This is a genomic window from Alkalihalophilus pseudofirmus OF4, assembly GCF_000005825.2.
In the GTDB taxonomy this organism is placed as follows: Bacteria; Bacillota; Bacilli; order Bacillales; family Bacillaceae_D; genus Alkalihalophilus; species Alkalihalophilus pseudofirmus.
This window is the reverse complement of sequence record NC_013791.2, coordinates 3,526,590-3,541,314: the sequence shown is the minus strand read 5'-3', so window position 1 is coordinate 3,541,314 and position 14,725 is coordinate 3,526,590. Positions and strand designations below refer to the sequence as shown.

The 14,725-nt window shown below is 39.5% G+C and carries 19 protein-coding genes; 12 read left to right on the top strand and 7 right to left on the bottom strand.

What is annotated here, in order from left to right:
• Positions 1-78: 78 nt before the first annotated feature.
• The 3 genes from BPOF4_RS21320 to BPOF4_RS17625 all read left to right on the top strand — a co-directional run bounded on the left by BPOF4_RS21320 (position 79) and on the right by BPOF4_RS17625 (position 3,372).
• On the top strand, positions 79-765 hold the full coding sequence (locus tag BPOF4_RS21320) for a hypothetical protein (RefSeq protein WP_012960597.1): 687 nt from the start codon (positions 79-81) through the stop codon (positions 763-765).
• 883 nt (positions 766-1,648) lie between these two features.
• Positions 1,649-2,992, top strand: a complete 1,344-nt coding sequence (locus BPOF4_RS17630; protein ID WP_012960596.1) for an MATE family efflux transporter — start codon at positions 1,649-1,651, stop codon at positions 2,990-2,992.
• Between the two features lie 23 nt (positions 2,993-3,015).
• Positions 3,016-3,372 (top strand): GyrI-like domain-containing protein, encoded by a 357-nt coding sequence (locus BPOF4_RS17625; RefSeq protein WP_012960595.1) that lies wholly within the window; start codon positions 3,016-3,018, stop codon positions 3,370-3,372.
• A gap of 238 nt (positions 3,373-3,610) precedes the next feature.
• Here BPOF4_RS17625 and BPOF4_RS17620 read toward each other — a convergent pair whose 3' ends face one another.
• Positions 3,611-5,014 carry a sigma-54 interaction domain-containing protein gene (locus BPOF4_RS17620; protein WP_012960594.1) on the bottom strand — a complete coding sequence of 468 codons (1,404 nt, stop codon included), beginning with the start codon at positions 5,012-5,014 and terminating at the stop codon, positions 3,611-3,613.
• Positions 5,015-5,249: 235 nt separating this feature from the next.
• Between BPOF4_RS17620 and BPOF4_RS17615 the strand changes: the two genes are divergently transcribed.
• Positions 5,250-6,647 (top strand): APC family permease, encoded by a 1,398-nt coding sequence (locus tag BPOF4_RS17615; RefSeq protein ID WP_012960593.1) that lies wholly within the window; start codon positions 5,250-5,252, stop codon positions 6,645-6,647.
• Positions 6,648-6,869: 222 nt separating this feature from the next.
• Here the strand turns inward: BPOF4_RS17615 and BPOF4_RS17610 are convergent, their stop codons facing one another.
• The 3 genes from BPOF4_RS17610 to BPOF4_RS21740 form a co-directional block, all read right to left on the bottom strand.
• Positions 6,870-8,099 (bottom strand): Fic family protein, encoded by a 1,230-nt coding sequence (locus BPOF4_RS17610; protein WP_012960592.1) that lies wholly within the window; start codon positions 8,097-8,099, stop codon positions 6,870-6,872.
• A gap of 271 nt (positions 8,100-8,370) precedes the next feature.
• Positions 8,371-8,601 (bottom strand): hypothetical protein, encoded by a 231-nt coding sequence (locus BPOF4_RS17605; RefSeq protein WP_148229542.1) that lies wholly within the window; start codon positions 8,599-8,601, stop codon positions 8,371-8,373.
• 26 nt (positions 8,602-8,627) lie between these two features.
• Positions 8,628-8,804 (bottom strand): aspartyl-phosphate phosphatase Spo0E family protein, encoded by a 177-nt coding sequence (locus BPOF4_RS21740; RefSeq protein ID WP_012960589.1) that lies wholly within the window; start codon positions 8,802-8,804, stop codon positions 8,628-8,630.
• Between the two features lie 278 nt (positions 8,805-9,082).
• Between BPOF4_RS21740 and BPOF4_RS17600 the strand changes: the two genes are divergently transcribed.
• From BPOF4_RS17600 to BPOF4_RS17570, 7 genes are all read left to right on the top strand, one after another.
• Positions 9,083-9,676 carry a uracil-DNA glycosylase family protein gene (locus BPOF4_RS17600; RefSeq protein WP_012960588.1) on the top strand — a complete coding sequence of 198 codons (594 nt, stop codon included), beginning with the start codon at positions 9,083-9,085 and terminating at the stop codon, positions 9,674-9,676.
• A gap of 169 nt (positions 9,677-9,845) precedes the next feature.
• Positions 9,846-10,406 carry a hypothetical protein gene (locus tag BPOF4_RS17595; RefSeq protein ID WP_012960587.1) on the top strand — a complete coding sequence of 187 codons (561 nt, stop codon included), beginning with the start codon at positions 9,846-9,848 and terminating at the stop codon, positions 10,404-10,406.
• A 78-nt stretch (positions 10,407-10,484) separates the two neighbouring features.
• Entirely contained in the window at positions 10,485-10,982 is a 498-nt protein-coding gene (locus BPOF4_RS17590; RefSeq protein ID WP_012960586.1) for a hypothetical protein, read from the top strand.
• A gap of 146 nt (positions 10,983-11,128) precedes the next feature.
• Positions 11,129-11,557, top strand: a complete 429-nt coding sequence (locus BPOF4_RS17585; protein ID WP_012960585.1) for a hypothetical protein — start codon at positions 11,129-11,131, stop codon at positions 11,555-11,557.
• A gap of 180 nt (positions 11,558-11,737) precedes the next feature.
• Positions 11,738-12,091 carry a hypothetical protein gene (locus BPOF4_RS17580; RefSeq protein ID WP_012960584.1) on the top strand — a complete coding sequence of 118 codons (354 nt, stop codon included), beginning with the start codon at positions 11,738-11,740 and terminating at the stop codon, positions 12,089-12,091.
• A gap of 53 nt (positions 12,092-12,144) precedes the next feature.
• Complete coding sequence (locus BPOF4_RS17575; protein WP_012960583.1) at positions 12,145-12,498, top strand: YobA family protein; 354 nt, start codon at positions 12,145-12,147, stop codon at positions 12,496-12,498.
• 66 nt (positions 12,499-12,564) lie between these two features.
• Positions 12,565-12,903: a DUF3221 domain-containing protein gene (locus BPOF4_RS17570; RefSeq protein ID WP_012960582.1), complete on the top strand. Its 339-nt coding sequence runs from the start codon at positions 12,565-12,567 to the stop codon at positions 12,901-12,903.
• Positions 12,904-13,082: 179 nt separating this feature from the next.
• Here BPOF4_RS17570 and BPOF4_RS17565 read toward each other — a convergent pair whose 3' ends face one another.
• On the bottom strand, positions 13,083-13,448 hold the full coding sequence (locus tag BPOF4_RS17565; RefSeq protein ID WP_012960581.1) for a hypothetical protein: 366 nt from the start codon (positions 13,446-13,448) through the stop codon (positions 13,083-13,085).
• 84 nt (positions 13,449-13,532) lie between these two features.
• Entirely contained in the window at positions 13,533-13,895 is a 363-nt protein-coding gene (locus BPOF4_RS17560) for a hypothetical protein (RefSeq protein ID WP_012960580.1), read from the bottom strand.
• A 192-nt stretch (positions 13,896-14,087) separates the two neighbouring features.
• Here BPOF4_RS17560 and rpsN point away from each other — a divergent pair, with 192 nt between their 5' ends.
• Positions 14,088-14,357 (top strand): 30S ribosomal protein S14, encoded by a 270-nt coding sequence (rpsN, locus tag BPOF4_RS17555; protein ID WP_012960579.1) that lies wholly within the window; start codon positions 14,088-14,090, stop codon positions 14,355-14,357.
• 46 nt (positions 14,358-14,403) lie between these two features.
• Here rpsN and BPOF4_RS22045 read toward each other — a convergent pair whose 3' ends face one another.
• Positions 14,404-14,724: a hypothetical protein gene (locus BPOF4_RS22045; protein ID WP_148229541.1), complete on the bottom strand. Its 321-nt coding sequence runs from the start codon at positions 14,722-14,724 to the stop codon at positions 14,404-14,406.
• Position 14,725: the final 1 nt, after the last annotated feature.

The following is a 14,725-nucleotide window of genomic DNA, read 5'->3' as shown; positions in this document are numbered from 1 at the left end:
ATATTTAGTCATCCATTTCATATATACTACTAGTTCGGTGTAAATCTATACATACTTTTACATATTTAGAGGAGAACTATGAATCAGTTAAAAGAAAAATTTCAATCATTAAGTAAGAAAGAACGCATCATAGGAGGTTCAGCTGCAGTGTTGTTACTTGTAATAGCGTTGTTAAGTTATGGCGTAGGACATGGAAATGCTGCAGTGGAGCTGAGTGATAAGAAAGTGAAATACGAGGAAATGGATCGCGAATTACTTTCCGTTCGAATACAGATTAAGGAAGCAAATGAGGAACTAGAACAGGTGAATACACAACTAGCTGATGAAAAAGGAAAGCTGGATAAATTAAACCAAGAGCATGAAGAGGTACTAGCTCTAGTTTCTGATAAAGAAAGTATTGAAAACGAGAAGAACGACCTGACTAAAGAAATTGGCCAACAAGAAGCGGCGTTAGCTGACATTATGCAAAAGATTTCTGATAGTGAGTCGAAGCTCGATCAGTTGAACGAAGGGATTGTGGAGAAGAAAGAGCAACCTCGCACATTACCAGCAGGCTACTTCACGGTCGGAGAGGACATTGAAGAAGGACGCTACAAGATCGAGCCAAGCAGCGGGTCAGGCAACTATTTTGTTAACGATGGCAGAAAAGCAAACATCATCCTAGGCAGAGATGATAGTTTCTATCTATCAGAATACATCATTTACCTATCAGCAGGAGACCAAATCCAAGCGACTCTTCCAGTGAAATATACAGGGGTAGAGTAGAAGGGTGAAGTCAAATATGAAAAGCAGCAGCCAATACATGGTTGCTGCTTTTTCTTATTCAACTGTAAATTTATTATATGTAGTTTAGTGTAGAAAAAGTGACTGTTTTGATATCACTATTAGGATTTACTAGGTTCACAGGCTTATTTTCCTGGCATTTATTAGTTGAGTTCAGTGACTATTTTATTGTGATTTTATGTTCTATATTAATGAATAGGGGGTATGATATAGTTATAGCTCCATTAACTTTAATAGTGTAATGGTAAGATTTTGGTTGGGGCATCACCTAGTAGTGGGGTGGTGCCTTTTTTGGTGTTCTTTTAAGGTGTTTTGTAGATTAATTCGAACAGCTTTCTTCATTATTTGAACAGGTTAGCAGATTATTCGAATAACCTGCTGAATAATTCGAACAACTATCCGATTAATTCAAATAAATGCTGTAATTAACTGTAAAAAATCTCGGTATGCAAAAAAGAGCAGCGAACTCCTCGCTGCTCTAGCACACCTCTTCCGCCTGTTATGTAACGGTATCAAACTGCTCGCTTATGAATTTGAACCAGGGCGGCCTTCCCCGCTCCCTAAAAACCTCAATCAATCACACTAATCCCTTGCTGCTTTGCGTGTCAGGTGAACCACCGCATTTGGAGAGTGTTGCAGTGGTAATTCGAACAAGAATACCATTATTTCGCACATATGGAGCAAGAAACTGGAAAAAGTTGAGTGCTGTAGTCCTCACGAAAAAGCGCAGCGTCCGGAATCAACCTTGCCGAGTGCTGCGCTTATCTCATATAGGAATAAAATTAAGCTATGACCCTTGACTATGGAGTAACTCCATACTCTAAGATACGAGTATTGGAATTTGCAATTTATAGGAGAGGGTCATATGAATAACACAACAGGAATTGAACAAGAACATACCATGAAATCGCTGCTTGCTTATGCTGCACCAACGATCAGCGTCATGATCTTTGTATCCATTTATACGATTATGGATGGGATCTTTGTAGCACGTTTTGTAAACTCGACTGCACTGGCTGCGGTTAATATATTTATGCCGATCTATGCACTGATCTTTGCCATTGCTTTAATGCTTGGTACCGGAAGCAGTGCTCTGATTGCAAAAAAGATGGGTGAAAATAAGTATCAGGAAGCTAGATGTCATTTTACGTTTATCGTATTAAGCGGGTTTGTACTGGGCTTAATCATCATGCTAGCAGGGTCAATATTTATCGGTCCATTATTAGAGCTCTTCGGTGCGGGGGCAAGTACTACATTGTTCGATTACACGTTGACTTACGCGAAGATCATATTGTTGGTTAGTCCGCTGTTGATCGTTCAAATCATGTTTGAAACGCTATTTGTCACAGCAGGTAAGCCTAAGTTGAGCTTAGTTATCACTTTAATTGGGGGCAGTACAAACATCATACTCGACTATCTATTTATTGTGGTCATGGAGATGGGGATTAAAGGTGCTGCCTTAGCGACTGCAATAGGAATCATCATCCCTGCAGTCCTTGGCATCCTCTACTTTTTGGTAAGCAAGAACAGCCATCTTTACTTCACTAGATTTAAGGTTGAATGGAATATCCTTTTAAGAAGCTGTATCAACGGATCTTCAGAAATGGTTACAAATCTTTCTGCCTCAGTTGTCACTTTGGCATTTAATTTGTTAATGCTTGAGTTCATCGGGGTAGAAGGAGTAGCCGCTGTGACGATCATGCTTTATGTTATGTTTGTTTTAACTCCTTTCTTTATGGGGTACTCTGTAGGGGTCGCTCCAATCATAAGCTATAATTATGGAAGTCAAAATACCGTGCAATTAAAACGAATTTTTAAGCACAGCATGATCTTTATTGGCGGGAGCTCCCTTGTGGTGTTCGCATCTTCCCTTTTGCTTGGACCTTATATGATTCAGCTAATGGCAGGAAAGGGAAGTGAGGTCTATGAAATAGCGAAAAGTGGATTTTGGATTTTTTCTATCGGCTTTTTGTTTTTGGGGGTAAATACCTTTACGTCCATGTTGTTTACAGCTCTATCAAATGGGAAGATCTCAGCAATCATCTCCTTACTCAGAACGCTGGTGTTTGTGTTAACGGCACTTTGGACGCTGCCATTTATCATAGGAGTCAATGGAATATGGATAGCTGTTCCATTAGCAGAATTTCTATCGATTATGGTGTGTGCCTTCTTTTTATTCAAAAAGAGAAAGGTCTATCAGTATTTTTAGAAGAGAGGCGAACGGGTTATGAGATGCAGCTTCATTACAATTATTTAGAAGAACATGAGATTGCTCCGTCCGCTTCTGAAGGCTGGATGACTAGTGTCGACCATATCCTCAAAGGAGAAACAGGCAACTATGACTATCTTTACACCAAAGTGGATAAACCAACTTTTGCGAACCACACGATGGAAAAAGGGAAGTACCTGGTGGCTTATCACAATGAAGGATATTCAAGTATGAACAAAACCTACAACCGCCTAGTAAGCTATGCGAAAGAGTATCATCTCAAATTGAGAGGTTATTTCTATGAGGATATTTTGCTAGATGAGCTATCTGTGAAAGGGATGGATCATTATTTGGTGAAGGTTTCGGTTAGGGTTTATTAGGTGAAATATCTTGGTCAAAGGGAAATAAGTGAAGAACCGAGCTGTCGTAGATTGACAGCTTGGTTTTTTACGATAGATTGATTAATTTGTGACTTTTATAAGGGGGCAGGCGAAGTATTCTAGCAAACGAGTTAAACATTTTAGCGAATCCGCTGTTTATTTTAGCAAAGCTCTTAATCATTTTAGCAAATCAGCAATTTATTTTAGCAAATCGCCTCACCACGAGTGCTGCACTTACCTACATCCTCATCCTATCCTTATACTTCTTCATCTTATAAATAACAGACGGCTGGCTGATGCCCAGATACTTAGCCATCTCATACGTAGTCTTGCATTCGCTTTGCGCTCGGCTTAGTAGGTGAATCTCCACATGTTCCACGGCTTCTTTCAAATCTCTTATTTCCGTTTGAGGCAGGATGTTTGTTACCGGCTGAGCTACATAGTCATGAGTGGTGTTATTGATTTCACTTGGCAGGTGATGGGGGAGGATGGTTGACTCCTCAATGGTGAGAACGAGCCTTTCAATCACGTTTTCCATTTCCCGTACGTTCCCAGGCCACTCGTAGTGATGAAGCAGATCATAAGTAGTTGGGGCAAGCTTTTTTGCCGTCTTATATTTTTCGTTCATCAATTGCAAGTAATGCTGCAAGAGGATCGTGATATCATCCTGTCGCTCCTTTAACGGCGGGATCTTGATAGGGATGACATTTAACCGGTAATAGAGGTCAAAACGAAAGGTCCCTTGGTCCACCATTTCTTTTAACGGTTGATTGGTTGCCGTGATTAAACGGAAGTCGACCTGCTTCTCTTCTTTCCCGCCTACCCTCATAAATGTTTTCTCCTGCAAGACCTTCAGCAATTTCACTTGAATGGCTAGCGGCAGCTCGCCTATCTCATCTAAAAATAAGGTGCCTTGATCCGCTTGTTCAATCAAGCCTTTCTTTCCGTTCTTATGTGCGCCGGTAAAAGACCCCGGCTCATATCCAAACATCTCTGACTCAAATAGTGTCTCTGGAATCGTGCTGCAGTTCACCTCAATAAAAGGCTGCTTATGTCTCTCGCTTTGGTTATGAATATGGCGGGCAAGCGTACTTTTTCCAACGCCTGATTCCCCTAAAAATAAAATGCTCGCATCTGTTGCGGCGATACGATGGAGGGTTGAGAAAATATGCTGCATCGACTCACTGCGAAACAAGAGCGGGTGGTGGCTTGCTTCTTTTTCTCGGAGTTCTTCTACCTCCGTTTGAAAGCCCTCGATTTTCACTTGAAGCTGATCGTACTGTTCCTGGAGTTTTACAATTTCCGTTTGATCCTGACTGTAGCTGACCACGAACTGCAATGATCCTTCTTTGTTGAAAATGGGGTAGCCGGTGGACATGACGACTCGGCCGGACGTTGTCTGCTGAAGCACGCGCACTTCCTTTTTTTCCTTTAACACGAGCGCATTAATGGAAGGGGAGAGCACCCCATTTTCCTCTAGCTCATAAACGGACTTGCCGATATAGGCATCTGCTTCTAGCCCGTACATCGTCCAGTGATTTGGGTTCGAGAAAAGAATAATCCCTTTGTGGTCCGTGATTGTAATATTGTTGTTAGAAGTCTCAATAATTTTAGCGAGGATGAGAGATAAATCTTGATCCATAGTGAGTACCTCCAGCTTTTATTAATTTAATTATTGATTAAATCATCAGAATAATCAATAAATAAATCGTGATATTAGGGGGACGATTTAAAAGTTAATTGAGTATACGATGTAACCTCGACATTATTTATCAGAAATTTGGCACATTTCTTGCACTTATTAGTCTAGTACATAGAGAGATGGATAGGAGAGAAAGAGAATATCGGGAGCATAAGAAGGAAGGGTGTGTGTGCATTTGTTTAATCAGAAACCAGAGTTAAATAAGGTACTATCTCGATTGGATGTATTTGTGTTATCTGTCGGTGCGATGCTTGGCTGGGGCTGGGTCGTGTTATCAGAAAGCTGGCTCACTTCAGCAGGATCACTTGGGACGGTAGTAGCTTTTATCATTGGGGGAACACTCGTCACATTTGTGGGTTTGACCTATGCCGAGCTCGCCTCAGCCATGCCGCAAGTCGGCGGGGAACATGTGTATGTACATAGGGCAATGGGGGACAAGGCGGCGTTTCTTGCGTCATGGGCGATCACGTTGGGATATGTCTCGGTCGTTGCATTTGAAGCGGTAGCCTTGCCGACAGTTATTGAATATCTGTTTCCGAATTATCAGGTCGGCTATATGTGGACGATCGCGGGCTGGGATGTATATGCCTCATGGGTATTAGTTGGTGTAGGCGGCTCGATTTTCGTTATGGCGATCAACTACTTCGGATTAAAGCCGGCAGCGAAGATCCAAGTCATTTTAACAGCAAGTGTCATCTTAATGGGGCTTATGCTGATCTTTGGCTCGGCAATTGGCGGCGAGCGTGCGAACTTTGAGCCCCTCTTCTTAAATGGACCAGCAGGAATCATGGCCGTGTTAATTATGGTGCCGTTTCTATTTATCGGATTTGACGTCATTCCGCAAACAGCAGAAGAAGCCAATGTTCCGCCAAGAGATATCGGCAAACTGCTAATTTTCTCGGTTGTCTGTGCAATTGGATTTTATATTCTTATCGCGATTGGTGTTGCGTCTGCTTTAGACGGACAAGCACTCGCAACAACGCAGCTAGCAACAGCCGATGCGATGGCCACATTATTTGGCTCCGCACTATTTGGAAACTTACTGATCATCGGCGGGGTAGCCGGGATTTTGACAAGCTGGAATGCCTTTATTATCGGGGGCAGCCGGGTGGTGTATGCGATGGCGCAATCGAACATGCTGCCAAAGTGGTTCGCCAAGCTGCACCCGAAATACAAGACACCGTCAAATGCGATCCTTTTTATCGGGGCATTAGCGGTTGTCAGTCCGTTGCTCGGAAGACCTGCTTTAGTATGGTTTGTAAACAGCGGAGGCCCGGCTATTGTGATTGCGTATTTAATGGTGGCCGTTGCCTTTATTATTCTGCGTAAGAGAGAGCCTGAGATGGCGCGTCCGTACAAATCAGGAAGAACACCGGTTATCGGCTGGATTGCTGCAGTACTAAGTGTCGGATTTATTATTATTTATCTTCCGGGAATGCCAGCAGCGTTAATCGGACCAGAGTGGGCAATCCTCATCGGCTGGTTTGTGATTGGAGGCTATTTCTTCAGCCAAATGCTACGTGGAAAGTATGATAAGAATGAAGAAATGTTGAAGAAAGATAAGATAGGGTAGCGGAAAATGATGAAACCAAGCTGGTGCAGGGTAGCCGGCTTGGTTTTTTTGTGATTTTCTTAAGTGCGGTTCGTTAATTCGAACAAACTTCTCAACAATTCAAACAAAGTCACGGTTATTTCGAGTAACTTTATGATTTTATCGAACAAACTCGTCATTATTTCGAACAAGTGGAGCAAGATATTGGAAAAAAGAGAGATTATGAAGCCCTATTCAAATTTATTAAAGTAAAACAGACTCCAAAAACTCTTCCCGTATTTTATACGTTTTAGGGCGTTGGTTTACTAATTCAACATAGCCTTGTTCTTCTAAATCTTGCATAATTTTATTTATTTTATATCTAGTGCTTTTTGACATTTCCATTAACTCTGTGACAGACATGGATGTATCATCGTCTACGAAAGCATGTAAACTGGTCATTAATTGCAATAGATATCTTGCTTCTCCTTTTTCTGTCCATTTCTCGCTTTGGAAGTAGGTTTGAATCCGTTCTAATTTTGCTAAATTAAGTTCCAAGTCCTCAATGATTCCTTCTTGTCCTGTTTTAAGCAGCTCTAGCATGTCAATTAAATAAAAAGTAGTCTCACCTTTATTGAGAGGCGAAGGTATTTCTTCGAGCGCTTTGTAATATTTCGATTTATTTTTATTTACTGCATAGGAGAAAGTGATAGCTGAATATCTATCTAAATATCTGGACAAATAACTACAAACTAACAAGCGTCCTGTTCTCCCATTTCCGTCATAAAATGGGTGGATGTATTCATAATAGTAGTGAGCAACCATATATCTGTATAACTCTAAGTGGTTTTCATTGTCTAGAAAACGGATGAGAGAATGCAGTGCCTCAATAATTTTCGTTTCAGACTCTAGTCCAATATGTGTAGTTGAGGTTCCATCGTTAACTTCTACATAACCTTTACGAAATAATTCACCGTCAGGTTCATCTTCTTGATTAATTTCATCAGAGACAAGCTGGTCATAAAGCTTTCTAAAGTCTGTAATATCTTTAAAAGGCTTAATTTTTGATATAAAGAAGTAGGTTTTCATTAACCCCCTGAAACGTTTGTGCTTTGAATCTGGTTTACTTAAATCATTTAAAACCTCTTTTAATTGCTTTTTCGTACTTCTAATTCCTTCAATTTCATTGTTACTTTGCGCTTCGTTGACAATTAATTTCTGAAAATAAGGTTCGATGACATATGGAGGCAGCTTACTGACAAGTGTAGTAATTTTAGAGCTGTTTAATAATACTTGATTGTTTAATACCATTAATTTATGTGTGTTCACGTAAAATAAATTGTACGTTTCATTTAGAAGACGTCCTTTACGAAAGCCTTGTATGGAAAGAGAGGTTAAGTAGCTGCCATAACAATTTTTTCTTCTTTCAATTTCCTTTTCAAAAAATTGCTCCCCATCTTTATAAAAAATCTTAGAAAGCTTCTCGTATTTCATCGTTAATCACCTGCCTCTTATTTTAAATTATAGCGCTTTTTTAAAATTATATACCTTTCAGTTGTGAAATCAAAGCAGAATTATGCACTTATTTAAAGATAGTTAGAACTATGTAAATCGATTTTAAACAAAGATGAAAAAACTCTCGCTGGAAGCAGCAGATTACTTATATCCTTGGTGGTACTCCTTTTATTTCATTAAATGTAGGATTTGGCTAAAAAAAACCAAGCTGACAATGATGAACTGCCCACTTGGTTTATAATAAAATTCCTTAATCACACCCGCCTCCGCCAGATGAACCGCCGGAATCGCCTGTGTAACCGCAAGAGGCATTGTCTTTAGAACTGCTGCTGTGGACGGGAACATCAGATGACGCCTGATGCTGCTGTGCATGCTTGATCTGCACACGTTTTGAAGCATAGCTGAGAGTCATTGCTAGGATAACGAACAACGCAAGGCTGAATAGTACAATTAAACCAACAGGCATACGATCACTCCTCATAGCTTTATGAATTCAACTTTTTTCATTTATACGACTGACTTACTTATTTCCAGTTTATTTAACATATGATCTAATTCTTGACTATATTTAATCGTCTCTGGGTGAGCGAGGCCGTTTACTGTACCACAGGAGACCATAACAGTTCTAAGAGTTTCTATTCTTATTTCAATTTCTTTTCTAGAAAGTGGGTTTTGCTCAACCATGAGAGATTCCTCCCCCCCGTTATGAAATAAATAACAAATAAGTAGGTATAAAGTTTATGGTGATAATTAACTATTATATAGCAAAGATAGAGCAAAGTAACACTTTCGACAAAATTAGTAAATAAATATATTAATTAGGAAAGAGGTGTCTTGAACAAGCGCTTATAAAAAATATGTGCGGTTATGAAAGGGGATCAAAAGCTGAACCCTCGCTATAACCTATAATTAGACAAAATGTGGGTATAGTTAAAAGAGGAGAGGAAAGGAGGCTGCACAGCATGTGTCATTATCAAAAAGGAACGAAAAATGAAGTGGCTTTCGTCTTCTCATGTCCTGGAGCAGCCGAGGAGGCTGCTAATAAGCCTGCTGCAGGAAGAACAGGGAACAATTTGCAGCAGCTGTTAAACATCTTGTCTAAGAAATACGGAGAGAAAATCGAATGGTCAAGAGAAGCGATTACGATCACAAATGCGTGGAGTCATATCGAGCATCGCAAACTGACAGGCCGCACAGAAGCAACGGTGCGTGAGGTGTTGACAGAAGAGAACTTAACTCGTTTGGAGGCAGAGTTGCGTCCCGTTGAAGGGCTGGTCATCACAAGCGGGGGAATGGCCGCGCTTGCTGTTAATGCTTTAAAATCTGCTGGAAGAATTCATAATGAAGTGAAAGTGCTTCACATCCGCCACTTAGGACTGCGCGCCCTTAATCAAATAAAGGTGGACGTAAGAGGTGAACCTATCTTATCGGTTGCCGATCAGCTAGCTAAAGACCATTCACTCTCCAGCCCGCAAGCCGGGAGAGAAAATACAATGAAGAGATTAGAAGTGGTCGCAGCTGAGATCGGAAAAGAGCTCATAATTCACGAACTATAACTCAAAAATCTATTCATTATTACCTTTTGAAACCCTCTCTCATTTGTTATACATTAATCCTCCCACCCTATCAATAATCATTTAATCCCACCTATCTATTTTTTCCTTAATCATGTACAATTATAATTGGTAAAAATATGGAGTGTATAGATATCTATGGAGGTAATCTATGAAAGTAATCATTCTAGGCCTGTTACTAGGTTTACTATTCGTAACCGGCTGTTCTAATGCAGGCTATGATCTCGATGAAGTGGTTGCTGTGTTTGAGGGAGAAGAGATTCAAGCGAAAGACGTCTTAACATTATATCCTTTAGATGATGAGGGAATCAGAAATTTTGTTTTAGGCGAGGTTCTCGTACAAGAGTCTAAAAATATGGGTATTTTTATTCCAAAAGAAGAGATAGAAAGCGACAAAACCGCCCTTTATCCAGATCTAGAAGCTCAAGAGATCTACGAGACGCTGCCAGAGGAGGGGAAAACCTTTTATGAAGAGCAAGCGGAAGTACTTGATGTGACACCAGAGGAGTATTATGAAATCTGGCTTGATGCCCATCATACACACAGTGCGTATATCCAGGCGTATATAAATAAAGTTATTTATAATTCGGAATTAGAAGACATCGATTATATGAACCCAGAAGATCTTGAAATCATGGATCAGAGAGTTGAAGAGCATATGGATGAGCTTATGGAGTTATATAAACAGAGCGGGAAGTTAACTGTAATGTAGCAAACAAATAAGATCCTATTCGAATAGCTGCCTTTTAAGGGTGGCTTTTCTTCTTGTGACGTTAGGAGAGATGAAAGAATGAAACACAAACTTCTATATAATATATTATCTCTCATCATTATCTTGTTAGGAGTGCTATTATTCAATACTTATTCGCAAAGTAAGCAGTTAGAAGAACGAATGGAGACGATGGAAGAACATCATCTTTTTAATATTTATTTCATGTATCATCATTCACTAGCCGGTTTGAACTCCCATCTAGAAAGTGGTGCGGATACTGAGGATCTATCCTATTTCTTTCAATTCACTAACTTTCTTACAACCACATCAAGTGAACTTTTAAGAAAAGAAGAGTTAGATATTAGGACCAATCTGCAAAGGATAGACCAGGACATGCAAGAGAATGATACCACTGAAAAAAGAGAGGCGCTATATGAGCTTATTGATCAATTTCAATTAAATATTGATGAGGCGATCTTCTCCGAGGGTTCAAAAAGTGAGCAGCTTGAAGAAGCGATGAATGAGTTTAACCAGGAGCTGGTTGAGTACCAAAGTGTTCACGGATTAGGGGATTAAGGGAGGTTGTATGAAAAAACTATCGATCCTTGGAGGTACAGCTATCCTCAGATTTCCAGAAAAAATGAGGAGCAATGGAGACGGTTAGAGCGCTGGAGGACAAACTATTAGCTCTTTTATACGTTTCGAAGAGAGGAGATTAAGCTTTGAAAAAATTGAGTTTACTCATTATGTTTCTTTTTTTACTATTATTTTTATTAGCGCAAGGGATGAGTCACACTTTTAAGGAAAGCAATGGCAGTGAAAGTAATGAGTTGCAGACGGAGGTCTATTCCATTTTGCAAGATGAGGATATTGAGGAATTTAGCTTATCGAGTGTGACGGGTTTCAGCTGGGATCAAGCACATCTTTTTCCTCCGTATACGTTGAATGAAGATATAGCAATGGACATAGGTACAGACTTCGGAACAGAAGTAACTGTTTCTATAGGTGAAACATATTTACTCGTTTTTCTTGAGGAAGATAAGGTTATTCAATCTGTACCAGTCGTGCATAAGTCCGAAATGCGATTATCATCAAGGAACGGCACCTTGACGCCCACTAATGACGTGATAATGATTAAGCGTAGAGAATAAGTAATAAGGGAGTACCCTGCAGCCAACAAAAAGAAATTTGTAGGAGTGCAGTTAACTTTCTTATCATAGCGTAGGCGTCCAAATGAGTAATTAACTAAAAAAATCAACTTCCAATTCATTCCTTTATATAAGTATATCATTTACAATAGTAGGAGAAGTTAGTTTGTTAGGAGGGTTCGAATGTATTATCTTGAATTTCTTTTTGTCCCTATCATCATTATTTATATCCTTATGGGCATCGATTATCCACTTCGGGTGGGGAGAAATAAATATATAAAGTATAAAGGATTTAAAGATATTCTTTATGTGTTATATTCTGGTGTCTATTTCCTTATCACACTATTTCTGACCGTAATTATCGGTCTAACTGTAGGTAGTGTAATGCCTGAGTTATTAGGGGAGTTCCTAGGTCTATTGGCGGCAATAGTAGCAGCTGGTGGATTTTTAGCACTGAATATCTCAATGGTGATGAAACGGTCTGAACTGACAGCAGTTTTATATGAAGCGAACGAAAAAGAATTTGATATTGAGTAGAAGTGTATAGCAAGAAGAACATCGTCTCATCTAAATTGAGGGGTTATTATTTTATGAGAAGACTAAATTTGTCTGCACTTTTAATATTATTATCTTCTATGTTATTAGGATGTTCAGGGTCTGAAAAGTTGGAAGAACTAGACGGCACAATTAAGTTAAAAGGAACTGTTATTAATAAAAGTGATACTACTTTCTTGTTTATGGAAGAGTTCGTGGAATTAAATGAGGCACTAACAGTTGATGAAGCATATGAAAAATATGAGAGCACCTTTTATTTATTTTCATTTCAAAAAGATAATTTGGCTGGAATTAGAGTAGGAGATAAAGTAGTAGTTTGGGCACCAGATGAATTTCTCGATGCTGAACCTAGAAGTGGAACTGCAGAGAGGGTTGAGGTTTTAGAATAGATACTGTACTAATGGGAGCGAGTGTTCAATAAGGACAGGGTTTAACACCATTAGGAGATGATAATAGTGAAAAGAACGATATATTGGCTATTAGCTGTTTTTATATTAATAATTGTATCTTATACCCTCTATGATAAGGTTATAAATCCGCCTTACAAAGGGACCGTGGTTCAAATAGACGGAAATAACATGTTGGTCGCAGCAGACACTAAAATTCAATTAGAAGGTGAACCTTCGGAGGATGAGGTTCAATCTTATATAAATGATTCGATTTGGTTTTCTACATCAGAAGATCAAATAGCAAATGTTAAAGTAGGAGATAAAGTAAAGGTGAGTTCTGGGGATTTTGTCGAAACATCACTTCCACCTCGAATGGATGCCATAAAGGTAAAGAAATTAAGGTAGAACTATAGTGTGACTGTAGGTGCAGAAGGCTAATCAAGGATAAAAATGCTCAGATTTCTGAGCATTTTTATTTTGCTGTTTAACTAGATGTTAATTAGCTTAAGATTTACACTTTTAATAGCGATTTTCTAACTGGTACCGAGCCATTATACTGATAGAAATTGTTCTTTTTGAGCTTTTTATTCATGAGTAACTTCCATTTTATGCTGTAGTAACACCTCATTAAAGATACCGTCGTAGGCTGCTGGTACATCATTCTTTAGATATAATTTATATGCATCAAGGCCGACGTATTTTGCCTCATTTATAGAAGCAACAAATCCACTAAGCACCTCATTCGTATCGTCACGGAACTGCGTAGCGTCTAACATACGTTCAAGTTCTTCTTTCAGCCGTTCTACCTCTTCAAAATGAAAGGCCTCATAGGCTGTTAGATACTCGTATAGTAAGTCTTCAAGCTGCTGTTCCTCAGCTTCACTAGCTTTATTGCCGCCGCACCCGGTGAGTAAGGTGGCGATTAGTAAAAGAAATATTAATGATTTCATTGTAGCCTCTCTTTGCAAGTGTGTAGTAGGATAACCTAGTTGTAGTATATCACTTTGTTTGCTAGAGAGGACGCTTTTTAAGACTTAAAACCGGTTCAACACAAAATACTTTATCTCATCCTCTGCATCGCATAATCCTTTTAACTTCAGCACATCCGTAAATTCCACCAGCTTTAGTCGTTCTGACAACTCAGGAACACAGTCGGCTAACTCCGCTTCAATCCTTTGCACAGTCTCATAGATCACTTTCTCATTCATATTAAAATGTTTTGCTGCTTGTTTGATGGGGGACTGGCGTCTCAGCAGCTGCAGGTAATGATTTTGAGTTAAAGCTAATTTTTCAAGCTCGGCTTCGATTTGGTCAATATATTGATATACATTGCGATCAGGTTCTGGCAGGCTTTGAACATAAAGCGTACGGGCAAATTGGTCACGGGCTTCACTCATTTAATAACCCTCCACATATCCAGATTATAAAACGTAATGATTTCGATTTGTATTTATTTAACCATAAGAAGCATTTCATGTAAAGAGCGATTCTGATGTTTGACAGAGTATGTAGAATTCGTTATAGTTAGACTCAAATCGAAATAATTACGATTTAAGTTGATGTGAATCGTAAGAAAAGGAGAGATAAAGATGGCTAAAAAATCAATGGTTGCCCGTCAGAAAAAGCGTGAGCGACTCGTTGCCCAATATGCTGAAAAGCGCCGTGAATTAAAAGAAAAAGGGGATTATGCAGCACTTGCTAAGTTGCCGCGTAACTCTTCACCTACAAGATTAAACAACCGCTGCGAGGTAACAGGACGTCCGCGCGGATATCTGAGAAAGTTCAAATTATCCCGCATTAAATTCCGTGAACTTGCGCACAAAGGACAGGTTCCTGGTGTAAAGAAATCAAGCTGGTAACACACATAACTCCCGTAAAGCATACAGCTCTGCGGGAGTTAATCTTTTAATAAGGCCATAACATAATATTTTGGTAGGCAGCATAAACAAAAGCCACGAGCATAAGGATAGGAGAGCTCAAAAGGATCACAAACCATTTGCGCTTTGCCCTTATTTTATAAAGAATAAAAAAGAGCAGTACAGCAAGAATCAGTTGGGCAAAAGACATCATGATGGAATGAGATAAGAACAAATCCCATCTCTCCTCTTCTGTTAAGTAGTACGGCGGACTTGACATAGACGAGCTGAACAATACATCTGAAATGAAAATGGCCGCCCATGTGAAGGGGAAATTGAGCAGCCCAAGTACAATAGTAAATAGGAACATA

Bases quoted from the DNA above. Each gene is read 5' to 3' on its own strand.
- BPOF4_RS21320 (WP_012960597.1), top strand. From the start codon at position 79: ATGAATCAGTTAAAAGAAAAATTTCAATCATTAAGTAAGAAAGAACGC.
- BPOF4_RS17565 (WP_012960581.1), bottom strand. From the start codon at position 13,448: ATGAAATCATTAATATTTCTTTTACTAATCGCCACCTTACTCACCGGG.
- BPOF4_RS17590 (WP_012960586.1), top strand. From the start codon at position 10,485: ATGAAACACAAACTTCTATATAATATATTATCTCTCATCATTATCTTG.
- BPOF4_RS17605 (WP_148229542.1), bottom strand. From the start codon at position 8,601: ATGAGGAGTGATCGTATGCCTGTTGGTTTAATTGTACTATTCAGCCTT.
- BPOF4_RS17580 (WP_012960584.1), top strand. From the start codon at position 11,738: ATGTATTATCTTGAATTTCTTTTTGTCCCTATCATCATTATTTATATC.
- BPOF4_RS17610 (WP_012960592.1), bottom strand. From the start codon at position 8,099: ATGAAATACGAGAAGCTTTCTAAGATTTTTTATAAAGATGGGGAGCAA.
- BPOF4_RS17630 (WP_012960596.1), top strand. From the start codon at position 1,649: ATGAATAACACAACAGGAATTGAACAAGAACATACCATGAAATCGCTG.
- BPOF4_RS17600 (WP_012960588.1), top strand. From the start codon at position 9,083: ATGTGTCATTATCAAAAAGGAACGAAAAATGAAGTGGCTTTCGTCTTC.
- BPOF4_RS17595 (WP_012960587.1), top strand. From the start codon at position 9,846: ATGAAAGTAATCATTCTAGGCCTGTTACTAGGTTTACTATTCGTAACC.
- BPOF4_RS21740 (WP_012960589.1), bottom strand. From the start codon at position 8,804: ATGGTTGAGCAAAACCCACTTTCTAGAAAAGAAATTGAAATAAGAATA.
- BPOF4_RS17620 (WP_012960594.1), bottom strand. From the start codon at position 5,014: ATGGATCAAGATTTATCTCTCATCCTCGCTAAAATTATTGAGACTTCT.
- BPOF4_RS22045 (WP_148229541.1), bottom strand. From the start codon at position 14,724: ATGTTCCTATTTACTATTGTACTTGGGCTGCTCAATTTCCCCTTCACA.
- BPOF4_RS17625 (WP_012960595.1), top strand. From the start codon at position 3,016: ATGCAGCTTCATTACAATTATTTAGAAGAACATGAGATTGCTCCGTCC.
- BPOF4_RS17575 (WP_012960583.1), top strand. From the start codon at position 12,145: ATGAGAAGACTAAATTTGTCTGCACTTTTAATATTATTATCTTCTATG.
- rpsN (WP_012960579.1), top strand. From the start codon at position 14,088: ATGGCTAAAAAATCAATGGTTGCCCGTCAGAAAAAGCGTGAGCGACTC.
- BPOF4_RS17560 (WP_012960580.1), bottom strand. From the start codon at position 13,895: ATGAGTGAAGCCCGTGACCAATTTGCCCGTACGCTTTATGTTCAAAGC.